The following is a 10,211-nucleotide window of genomic DNA, read 5'->3' as shown; positions in this document are numbered from 1 at the left end:
TCGAAGAAGACGAACATCGTGAACAGGTCGCCGACCAGGACGAACCCGGTCATCCCGGTCAGGAACAGCAGCACCAGCACGGGGAGGTGCGCCTCGGCCGTCTCGAAGTACCGCCAGCTGAACAGCAACGCGCACCCGGTGAGCAACGCGATCAACGCCGCCAGCCCGGCCCCCACCGGGTCGACCACCAGCACGATGCCGACGCCGTGCCCGCCGTCCGGTCGCCAACCGCCGGCCCAGTACACCTCGCGCTGCCCGGACACCCGGTGCCACAGCAGGATCGCGTTGACCAGGCAGCCCGCCGCCGCGGCGATCGCCACGAGATCCGTCGCGAGCCGGGGGAGCTTCGTCCCGAACGCCAGCAGCAGGCACGCCGCGAGCAACGGGATCGCGATCGCCAGCGGGGCCACCCGTCAGCCCCGCAGGCTGTTGAGCTGGTCGGGGTCGACCGTGCCGTGCCGCTTGGCCACCTGCAGGGCCAGCGCCAGCAGCAGCGCGGTCACGGTGGCGCCGACGACGATGTCGGTCAGGGTCAGCGCCTGCACCACCGGGTCGACGACCGGGGTGCCCGGCGGGGTGCTGGAACCGAACACCGGCGCGGTCGCACCGCGCTGGTAGCCGACGGTCAGCAGCAGCACGTAGGTCCCGGACTGGGCGACCGACACGCACACGGTGGTGTGCACCAGGTCGTGGCTGCGGACGACGCCGTAGCAGCCGAGCAGCAGCAGGTAGCCGGCGACGGCGTAGGCGAACGGGATCATCCGGCCTCCTCGGCTTGTACGGCCATCGCCTGCTCGAGGAACTGGGCGAGCAGCACGACCGCGCCCGCGGTCACCGCGACGCCGACGGCGATGCTCAGCACGGCCACCGTGCCGGTGGAGAACAGCTGGGTGAACTGCCCGTGGGGCAGGAAGTTGGCGAGGAAGGCGCCGCCGGCCACCATGCCGGCACAGCCCAGCGCCACGAACGCCCCGGCGCCGAGCGCCTCGGCGTAGTTGTACCAGTCGAGCGGACGCAGCCGCCGCAACGCGCGATAGCTACCGGCCAAATAGGACAGATGCACGCCGGAGGCCAGCACCACGCCGCCCTGGAACCCGCCGCCCGGCGTCAGGTGGCCGTGCGCGATCACGTCCAGGCCGAGCAGCACCAGCACCGGCAGCAGCAGGTACCCCAGCAGCCGGGTCGAGGGCAACACCGATTCGCCCGGGGTCAGCGGGCGGCGACGTTCGTGCTCGCCGAGCCGCAGCAACGTGGCCGCGCCGATCACCGAGCCGAACAGGATGATCTCCTCGCCCAGCGTGTCCAGCGCCCGCTGGTCGAAGTTGATCGACGCCACCACGTTCGGCGTGACCTGCCGAAGCGCCGCGCCGACGCTCGCGTCCCGGTAGGCGTGCCGCGACCCGCCGAACTCGGGCATCCGCAGGAAGACCAGTACGAGGAACACCCCGAGGCACAGCGCGCCGACCCCGAACACGATCGTGCGCGCCGTCCTCGTCATCGCCGCGGGCCCTGGTAGCGGCCGATCGCGCGGATCGTCAGCAGCACCATCAGCGGCACCACCGCCGCCCCGACGGCCACCTGCGACAGCGCCACGTCCGGTGCCTGCAGGACGACGAACAGCACCGACAGCAACAGCCCGTAGCCGCCCAGGACGACGGCCTGACCGGCGGGGTCGCGCGTGCGGACCACGACGGTCCCGGCGACCGCGACGAGCGCCAGCGCCAGGACCACGATCAGCTCAGCCACGGCCCGCCTCCTGCTCCCGTTCGCCGGCCAGCCGCGCCATCGCAGTGGTCAGCGCCGGCCCGGTGATCGCGAGCAGCACGACGATCAGCAGCACCGTGGCGGTGGTGAGGCTGAACCCGTTGAGCACCGCCACGCCGGCCCCGATCAGCGGTCCCGCCAGCGACGTCACCGGCGTGAGGGCGTGCAGGCGGGGGTGGACCGCCGGCAGCACCAGCGCGGCCACGGCGGAGACCACGACCACGAGCACGCCGAACCAGATCAGCACCCCGCCGAGCACGGTCATGGCCGCCTGCCCAGCAGCCGGGTGAACACCAGCGTGCCGGCGAAGGCGAGCACGACCAGCACCAACGGCACGATCAGGTACTGGGACTGGCCGAACCCCTGCGCGAGCAGCAACAACACCAGCACCGCGACGCAGCTGAGCAGCTGCAGCCCGATCAGCCGCGCGACGGCATCACCCCGGGACACCAGCACCAGGCCGGGCACCAGGCCGCCGATCATCAGCACGAACGCCGGCACGAGCCCGGTCATGAGCGCACGGCCCGTTCCATGGGCCCCGGACCGGCCGTGACGCCGTGCAGCAGCACCACGTTGCGGCGCCGGTCGACGTCCACGACGACGGTCCCCGGTGTCGCGGCGAGCAGCAGCACGGCCACCGTCTGCCGCGCCCGGGACCGTCCCCGGCGCAGCGGCAGCTCCCGCGTCTCGCCCGGCGCAGACCCGTGCCGCAGCCGGCGAGCCGCCGCCCGCCACACCGTGAACGTCTCGGTCAGCACCGTCCACGGCAGCAGCCGCACCCCGCGCAGCCACCCTCGGCGCAGCCACCAGCGGACGCCGAGCGCGCGCCGCGCCTGGTACCCGATGACCACGCAGACTCCCGCCACGACCGCGCCGACGGCGAGCTCCGGCCAGTTCCCCGTGGTCAGGCTCGCCACCCAGACCAGCCAGAGCGCCAGCCACCATGCCACCGCGCGCACGGGTCAGCCCCGCCGGTCGAGGCCGCGGGCGGCCCGGGTGGTGAGGAGCGGGGAGGTGAGGCGGTGGTCCCGGCGCGATGCAGACGTCACCGCGTAGGTGTCTCCCGGCGCGGTGTGGAATAAACCCCCGGCTGGAGGTTTCTCGTGCGGACCTTCCGCTACTCGGGCTGCACGTCCGGCCGCTCTTCGGCCAGGCGGTCGTCGATGGGCCGGGCGTGGCGCTGCTCGTAGGGCGTCGTGCCGTACTTGTCGGCCTCGCGCCAGCCCTCCGGCGGGTCCATGCCCTCCTCGAGCGGGTCCTGCTGCAGCCGGTCCTCGTCCAGGTCCTCGGCGCTGCTGAGAGCGGCGCCGTCGGTCTCGACCGCGTCGGGCGGGCCGGTGTCCTGCGGCGGTGTGAAGGACTCCTGGTTGTCGGTCATTGCCGCGCTCCCTCGGGTGGATGGTCGCCTCGTCCACGGCGGGTTCCCGGTCTCGGTGATCGAAAACCCGTGGCGGACGCCACGAATACTTTGATCGAACCAGGGGAAACCATCCGGATGCCCTGCGTGACGCCAAGCCGTCAATCTACTTCGGACTCCACGCGCGTCGTCGCGGGCGCGCCGGCGCGGGCCACTTCTGGCCACATTGGACCAATTCGGCAGGCAGGTACCGGATGAAGGAGAGTTGATGGGGCGACTGAACATCGTGGTGCTCGGGCTCGACGAGGTCAACCTGCGCCTGTTGCGGCGGGTACCGGACGCGGACCGGTACGAGTTTCACGGGTTGCTGACGATCGAGGAGATGCAGCTGGGCGACGAGATCCCGGTCGACGACCTGTTGCGCGAGGCCGAGTCGCGGATCGAGGCGTTCGACGGGCACATCGACGCGATCGTCGGCTTCTGGGACTTCCCGGTCAGCACGATCGTGCCCGTGCTGTGCCGCCGGTTCGGCCTGCGTGGCGCGAGCCTGGAGTCGGTGCTGCGCTGCGAGCACAAGTACTGGAGCAGGCTGGTGCAGCGCGAGGTCATCGACGAGTACCCCCCGTTCGCCGTCGTGGACCTGGACGATCCGCACCCGCCCGCCGAGGTCGCCTACCCGCTGTGGCTGAAGCCGGTCAAGTCGTTCTCCTCGAAGCTCGCGTTCGAGGTGACCGGGGACGAGGACTTCGCCGCGGCGGCGGCCAAGCTCCGCGACGGTGTCGGCCGGGTCGGCGAGCCGTTCGAGTACCTGCTCGACATGGTCGACCTGCCGCCCGAGATCGCCGACGCCGGCGGGCAGGCAGCACTCGCCGAGCACGCGCTGACCGGCGACCGGGCCGCGGTGGAGGGCTACGTGCGGGACGGCGAGGTCGTGGTCTACGGCGTGCTGGACTCGCTGCCATACCCCGACGTGTCGAGCTTCCTGCGGCACCAGTACCCCTCACAGCTGCCGGCGGCGACGCAGGAGCGGCTCACCGACGTGTCGGCACGGCTCATGCGCGGGATGGGCTACGACGACGCCACGTTCAGCATCGAGTTCTTCTGCGACCCCGCCAGCGGCGAGATCAACGTCCTGGAGATCAACCCGCGGCACTCCCAGGCACACGCCGACCTCTTCGAACAGGTCGACGGCTTCCCCAACCACCACTACATGCTCAAGGTCGCCCTCGGCGAGGACCCCGGCCCGCCCGGTGCGGGTCCCTACCAGATCTCCGCCCGCTACTACCTGCGCCAGTTCTCCGACGGGGTCCTGCGCGCCGGCCCGAGCGCGGACGAGATCGCCGCGGTGGAGCGCGACATCGACGGCGTGCGCATCCACCGCAGGGCACCCGACGGGGCCCGGCTGTCGGACCTGCCCGGCCAGGACAGCTACAGCTACGAGCTGGCCGAGATCATCGTCGGTGCCGCCGACGTCGCCGAACTCGAGGACAAGTACGACCGTTGCGTGGCGGCCCTGCGGTTCGAGTTCGAGGAAGGAGCAACCTGACCGGATGCGAGTCGTCACCTCGCTGCCCCACGAGATCAAGGAAGACGAGCACCTCTGGATCACGGTGCGCGACGGTGCCCGGCTGGCCGCCCGAATCTGGCGGCCGCTCTGCTCCGACACCGAGCCGGTGCCCGCGATCCTCGAGTACATCCCGTACCGCAAGCGCGACCTCACCGCGGTACGCGACTCGATCGCCCACCCCTACCTGGCCGGGCACGGCTTCGCCTGCGTGCGCGTGGACATCCGGGGGAGCGGCGAGTCCGACGGCGTGCTCGTCGACGAGTACCTCGACCAGGAGCAGCGCGACGCCGAGGACGTGCTCGCGTGGCTCGCCGAGCAGCCGTGGTGCAGCGGGCGCACGGGCATGATGGGGATCTCGTGGGGCGGGTTCGCGGCGCTGCAGGTCGCCGCCCGCCGGCCGCCGAGCCTGGGTGCGATCAGCATCGCGTCGTTCTGCGACGACCGGTTCGCCGACGACATGCACTATCAGAACGGCTGCCTGCTCTCGGACAACCTGGCCGAGTCCGGCACGATGTTCGCCTACAGCACCTGCCCGCCCGATCCGGCGCTGACCGGCGAGCGGTGGCGGCGGATGTGGCTGGACCGCCTCGAGGCGGCCCGCCCGTGGGCGGCGGAGTGGCTGCGCCACCAGCGGCGCGACGACTACTGGCGGCACGCGTCGGTCTGCGAGGACTACTCGGCCGTCGAGGTGCCGGTGTTCGCCTCGTGCGGCTGGGCGGACGGGTACTCCAACGCGGTGCTGCGGCTGATGGCCGGGCTGCGCGTGCCCCGCAAGGGGCTGATCGGGCCGTGGTCGCACAAGTACCCGCACCTCGGCGTGCCCGGTCCGGCCATCGGCTACCTGCAGGAGGTCGTCCGCTGGTTCGACCGGTGGCTGCGCGACTCACCGGAGTACGGCGGCGACGCGGCGGACGAGCCCGTGCTGCGCGCCTGGATGCAGGACAGCGTGCCGCCGTCGACGTCCTATGAGGAACGTCCGGGGCGCTGGGTCGGCGAGCGCAGCTGGCCGTCGCCGAACATCCGCCGCGACGTCCATTCCCTTGCCCCGCACCGGATCGCGCCGCTCGGCACGCAGGTGCCGGACACCGTCCTCACCGTCCAGTCGCCGCTGTCGGTGGGCCAGTTCGCCGGCAAGTGGTCCTCCTACAGCGCGCCGCCGGACCTGCCGTACGACCAGCGCGAGGAGGACGGCGGCTCGCTCGTGTTCGAGTCCGACGTGCTCGGCGAGCCGTGCGAGATCCTCGGCGCGCCGGTGGTCCGCCTGGACGTGTCGGCGAACCGTCCGATCGCGACGGTGGCCGCGCGGCTGTCCGACGTGGCCGAGGACGGCAGCGCCACCCGCGTCACCTACGGCCTGCTCAACCTCACCCACCGCGACTCGCACGACCACCCGGAGCCGCTCGAGCCGGGCCGGCGGTGCCAGGTGGAGATCCCGCTCAACGGTGTGGCGCAGGCGTTTCCGGCCGGCCACCGGATCCGGCTGTCACTGTCCACGTCGTACTGGCCGCTTGCCTGGCCGCCACCGGAGCCCGTCCGGCTGGCCATCCACACCGCCGGCAGCTCGCTCGACCTGCCCGTCCGTCCGATCGCGACACCCGACGAGGTCACGCTCCGCACCTTCGACGAGCCGGAGGGCGCGACGCCGCTCGCCACGACCGCCGTCGAGCCGGGGGCGTACCACTGGGACGTTCGGCGGAACATGATCACCTACGAGTCGGCGCTGGACGTGGTCAAGGACGCGGGCACGGTGCGCTACGAGGACACCGGCGTCGAGATCGGCAAGCACGTGCACGAGCGCTACAGCTGGCGAGCCGACGACTTCACCTCCGCCCGGGGCGACACCGAGTGGACGATGACCTTCGCCCGCGACGGCTGGTCGACCAGGATCGACACCCGCCAGACCCTCACCTGCACCGAGACGGAGTTCCGCCTGCGCGCCGAGCTGGACGCCTACGAGGGCGGCACCCGCGTCTGCTCCCGCAACTGGGACATAACCCTCCCGCGCGACCACCTGTGACCGCGATCGGGCGTGGCGCGGCGCCGTCCTGCCCAGGTGGGTCTGGCCGACCCCCGCCCGACCGCGGCGGCCGGCCGCTAGCGGGTCACGCCGAGCGCGTCCTCGACCGTGTCGTACATGGTGAGGACCGGGTGCAGGCAGGCCACCTCGATCGTCCGGCGGGCCGCCGGGCTCGGGACCACCCGCAGCACCCCGGCACCGACGAGCGCGTGCACCTCGAGGAGGTGGCTCAGCCCGATCGAGCCGAGGAAGGCCACCCCGCGCAGGTCGAGGACCAGCACGTCCGGCCGGGCCGAGCCGGCTTGTTCGAGCGCGGTATGAAACCGGCCGGAGGTGACGAGGTCGACCTCACCGTCGATCTCCAGCACGACTGCGCGCTCGTCTCGCCGCACGCGGACGTCCAGCTCGACGTCCGGGTCGGGCGATTGGTCGAGTCCGGTCATTCCGGCAGCTCCCGTGCTCAACGAGGACTGGTGGAAGCGTATCGGGCACGGGTGAGTTGCACGAGCCCGGTTGATCGGCTCGCGGCTGGGTACGTAAGCGCCCATGACGAGTGTCAGCCGCGACGGTATCGCGGACCCGTGGGGAACCAGGACGCCGTACGGACCCGGGGAGACATGGCCCGTCCGGGTGGACAGCTACCTCCTCGACGGCGTGCGGGCCGAGGACGTCGACCGGTGGGTGCCGACCGCCGGGGTGCTGCACTCCAACGGTGACGGGATGGAGCTCGCGGTCAAGGACGGGCGCATCGTCGGGGTGCGGGGCGCCGCCATGGACCGGGTCAACCGGGGCCGCCTCGACCCCAAGGACCTGTTCGGCTGGCAGGCGAACCACTCGCCGGACCGGCTGACCACCCCGCTGGTCCGCAGGGACGGCGAGCTCGTCGAGTCCACCTGGGACGAGGCGATGGAGCTCGTGGTCGCGCGCAGCCGGGAGCTGCTCGACGAGCAGGGCCCGTCCGCGCTCGGTTTCTACACCAGCGGCCAGCTCTTCGCCGAGGAGTACTACACGCTCGCCGCGATCGCGCACGGCGGCATCGGCACCAACCACCTCGACGGCAACACCCGGCTGTGCACGGCCACGGCCGCGGCGGCGCTGAAGGTGACGTTCGGCTGCGACGGCCAGCCCGCGTCCTACACCGACGTCGACCACGCCGACGTCATCGCGCTGTTCGGGCACAACGTCGCCGAGACCCAGGTCGTGCTCTGGGAGCGGATCCTCGACCGCCTCGCCGGGCCCCGGCCACCGGCGCTGCTGTGCGTCGACCCGCGCGAGACCCCGGTGGCCGAGGCGGCGACCGTGCACCTCGCGCCGATCCCGGGTACCAACGTGGCGCTGATGAACGGGATCCTGCACGAGGTCATCGCGGGCGGCTGGATCGACGAGGACTACCTCGACCGCTGCACCGTCGGCTACGACGACCTGGCGAAGCTGGTCGCCGACTACCCGCCCGAGCGGGTGGCGAAGATCTGCGGCATCGACGAGAGCCGGTTGCGCGACGCGGCCCGTCTCGTCGGCCAGGCCGACCGGCTGCTGTGCACGGTGCTGCAGGGCTTCTACCAGTCCCATCAGGCCTCCGCGGCCGCCGTGCAGGTGAACAACCTGAACCTGATCCGGGGAATGCTCGGCAAGCCGGGCTGCGGGGTGCTGCAGATGAACGGCCAGCCCACCGCGGAGAACACCCGGGAGTGCGGCGCCGACGGCGACCTCACCGGCTTCCGCAACTGGGCCAACGACTCGCACGTCGCCGAGCTCGCCGGGCTGTGGAACCTGGAGATGTCGCAGCTGCCGCACTACGCGCCGCCGACGCCGCTCATGCAGATGCTGCGCTACGCGGAGAACGGCACCATGCGGTTCTGGTGGATCTCGGCCACCAACCCGGCCGTGAGCCTGCCCGAGCTGGGCCGCGTCCGCTCGATCCTGAGCCAGGAGCGGCTGTTCGTCGTCGTGCAGGACATCTTCCGTACCGAGACGGCCGAGTTCGCCGACGTCGTTCTGCCGGCGGCGATGTGGGGCGAGAAGACCGGCACCTTCACCAACGCCGACCGCACGGTCCACCTGTCGGAGAAGGCCGTGGAGCCACCCGGCGACGCACGCTCCGACCTCGACATCTTCCTCGACTACGCGCGCCGCATGGACCTGCGCGACAAGGACGGCGAACCGTTCCCGGCCTGGCACGACCCCGAGTCGGCGTTCGAGGCGTGGAAGGCGGCCTCCGCCGGCCGGCCGTGTGACTACACCGGGCTCACGTACGAGAAGTTGCGCAGCACCAACGGAATCCAGTGGCCATGCGACGCGGACCGTCCACTCGGGACCGAACGGCTGTACGAGGACGGCGTGTTCTTCGCCCACCCCGACTACTGCGAAAGCTACGGCCGCGACCTCGTCACCGGCGCGCCGAACGAGCCCGAGGAGTACCGGGCGGCGAACCCGGACGGCAAGGCGATGATCAAGGCCGCCGAGTACCTGCCACCCCACGAGTCCGCGGACGAGGAGTTCCCGTACCGGCTGAGCACCGGCCGCACGCTGTACCACTTCCACACCCGTACGCGCACCGCGCGGACACCGCAGCTGGCCGCCGCCGCGCCGGACATGTGGGTCGAGATGTCGGAAGGCGACGCGGCGAAGGAAGGTCTCACCGAAGGCGACCTGGCCGAGATCACCAGCCCGCGCGGCAGCGTCCACGCCCGCGTCCGGATCGCGGCCATCCGGGACGGCGTGCTGTTCCTGCCCTTCCACTACGGCTACTGGGACACCGACGACCCCAGCGGCACGGACGGCCACCGCTGCGCCAACGAGCTCACCATGACCGACTGGGACCCCGTGTCGAAGCAGCCGCTGTTCAAGGCGGCGGTGGCCGCGATCGCCAAGGTCGAAGCCGAACCCGTCACGACCGCCGCGCCGACCACGACGGCGTCCGCCCCGATCAACGGCCGCCGGCCACCGCCGACCGTGGGTGGCGACTCGGGACGCGTCGACGAGCACGCCGGCACGCCGGGAGGCAAGGCATGAAGCTCGACATCGCCATCCGGGAGCTCCACCGGGCGGAGCAGTCCATGGCCCGCGACCTGCTGACCGTCTCGGAGCGGCACCACGCCGAACACGAGATCCACCACGTGGCCCGCGACCTCGCCGGCTGGTCCCGCCAGCACGTCCAGGGGCTCGCCGAGGCCGGCCGTGAGTTCGGCCTGCGCCTCGACGGCCCGGCCCAGCACCCCGACCGGTTCGCCCCGGTCCGGGCGAAGCTGAGCGAGATGGTCGGCCGCCGGCCCGAACCGGGCCTGCAGCTCCTCGCCGACCTGCGCCGCCTGCACCGCAAGGCGGCCGGCGTCTCGGTCGACTGGGAACTGCTCGCCCAGGGCGCCCAGGCGACGAAGAACCCCGGCCTGCTCGAGCTCGCGCAACACTGCCACCCGCAGACGCTCCGCCAGCTCAAGTGGACCAACGCGATGCTCAAGACCCTGTCGCCGCAGGTACTCGCCAGCTAGTCCCGCCCCGACATTTGT

General features: G+C 71.9%; 11 protein-coding genes and 2 pseudogenes. 4 read left to right on the top strand and 9 right to left on the bottom strand.

Annotated features, from left to right (window positions below):
* The 8 genes and pseudogenes from VH969_RS21120 to VH969_RS21085 all read right to left on the bottom strand — a co-directional run.
* Positions 1 to 410 (bottom strand): annotated as a pseudogene (locus tag VH969_RS21120) (complex I subunit 5 family protein); the annotation flags it as partial.
* 3 nt (positions 411 to 413) lie between these two features.
* Positions 414 to 761 (bottom strand): NADH-quinone oxidoreductase subunit K, encoded by a 348-nt coding sequence (locus VH969_RS21115; protein WP_331976839.1) that lies wholly within the window; start codon positions 759 to 761, stop codon positions 414 to 416.
* Positions 758 to 1,498, bottom strand: a complete 741-nt coding sequence (locus VH969_RS21110) for an MnhB domain-containing protein (protein WP_331976837.1) — start codon at positions 1,496 to 1,498, stop codon at positions 758 to 760. The genes VH969_RS21115 and VH969_RS21110 overlap by 4 nt, the downstream gene beginning before the upstream one ends.
* A complete protein-coding gene (locus tag VH969_RS21105; protein WP_331976835.1) occupies positions 1,495 to 1,746 on the bottom strand; it encodes a Na(+)/H(+) antiporter subunit B in 252 nt (83 codons plus the stop codon). Before VH969_RS21105 ends, VH969_RS21110 begins: the two co-directional genes overlap by 4 nt.
* Positions 1,739 to 2,029, bottom strand: a complete 291-nt coding sequence (locus VH969_RS21100) for a monovalent cation/H(+) antiporter subunit G (RefSeq protein ID WP_331976833.1) — start codon at positions 2,027 to 2,029, stop codon at positions 1,739 to 1,741. The genes VH969_RS21105 and VH969_RS21100 overlap by 8 nt, the downstream gene beginning before the upstream one ends.
* Positions 2,026 to 2,277, bottom strand: a complete 252-nt coding sequence (locus tag VH969_RS21095) for a monovalent cation/H+ antiporter complex subunit F (RefSeq protein WP_331976831.1) — start codon at positions 2,275 to 2,277, stop codon at positions 2,026 to 2,028. The genes VH969_RS21100 and VH969_RS21095 overlap by 4 nt, the downstream gene beginning before the upstream one ends.
* Positions 2,274 to 2,723 carry a Na+/H+ antiporter subunit E gene (locus tag VH969_RS21090; protein WP_331976829.1) on the bottom strand — a complete coding sequence of 150 codons (450 nt, stop codon included), beginning with the start codon at positions 2,721 to 2,723 and terminating at the stop codon, positions 2,274 to 2,276. Before VH969_RS21090 ends, VH969_RS21095 begins: the two co-directional genes overlap by 4 nt.
* A gap of 161 nt (positions 2,724 to 2,884) precedes the next feature.
* Positions 2,885 to 3,142: pseudogene (locus VH969_RS21085) on the bottom strand (hypothetical protein); the annotation flags it as partial.
* A 247-nt stretch (positions 3,143 to 3,389) separates the two neighbouring features.
* Here VH969_RS21085 and VH969_RS21080 point away from each other — a divergent pair.
* A complete protein-coding gene (locus VH969_RS21080) occupies positions 3,390 to 4,667 on the top strand; it encodes an ATP-grasp domain-containing protein (RefSeq protein WP_331976827.1) in 1,278 nt (425 codons plus the stop codon).
* Positions 4,668 to 4,671: 4 nt separating this feature from the next.
* Complete coding sequence (locus tag VH969_RS21075) at positions 4,672 to 6,705, top strand: CocE/NonD family hydrolase (RefSeq protein ID WP_331976825.1); 2,034 nt, start codon at positions 4,672 to 4,674, stop codon at positions 6,703 to 6,705.
* A gap of 77 nt (positions 6,706 to 6,782) precedes the next feature.
* Here the strand turns inward: VH969_RS21075 and VH969_RS21070 are convergent, their stop codons facing one another.
* Complete coding sequence (locus tag VH969_RS21070; protein WP_331976823.1) at positions 6,783 to 7,148, bottom strand: STAS domain-containing protein; 366 nt, start codon at positions 7,146 to 7,148, stop codon at positions 6,783 to 6,785.
* A gap of 103 nt (positions 7,149 to 7,251) precedes the next feature.
* On the opposite strand from VH969_RS21070, the gene VH969_RS21065 reads away from it, so the two are divergent.
* Both VH969_RS21065 and VH969_RS21060 read left to right on the top strand, forming a co-directional pair.
* Complete coding sequence (locus tag VH969_RS21065) at positions 7,252 to 9,717, top strand: molybdopterin oxidoreductase family protein (RefSeq protein ID WP_331976821.1); 2,466 nt, start codon at positions 7,252 to 7,254, stop codon at positions 9,715 to 9,717.
* Entirely contained in the window at positions 9,714 to 10,193 is a 480-nt protein-coding gene (locus tag VH969_RS21060) for a hypothetical protein (RefSeq protein ID WP_331976819.1), read from the top strand. The genes VH969_RS21065 and VH969_RS21060 overlap by 4 nt, the downstream gene beginning before the upstream one ends.
* The last annotated feature ends 18 nt before the right edge of the window (positions 10,194 to 10,211 follow it).

It is taken from the genome of Actinophytocola sp., from assembly GCF_036555685.1.
Lineage (GTDB): Bacteria > Actinomycetota > Actinomycetes > Mycobacteriales > Pseudonocardiaceae > Actinophytocola.
Note: the sequence above shows the minus strand (reverse complement) of the source record. Positions and strands in the feature narration are given on the sequence as shown.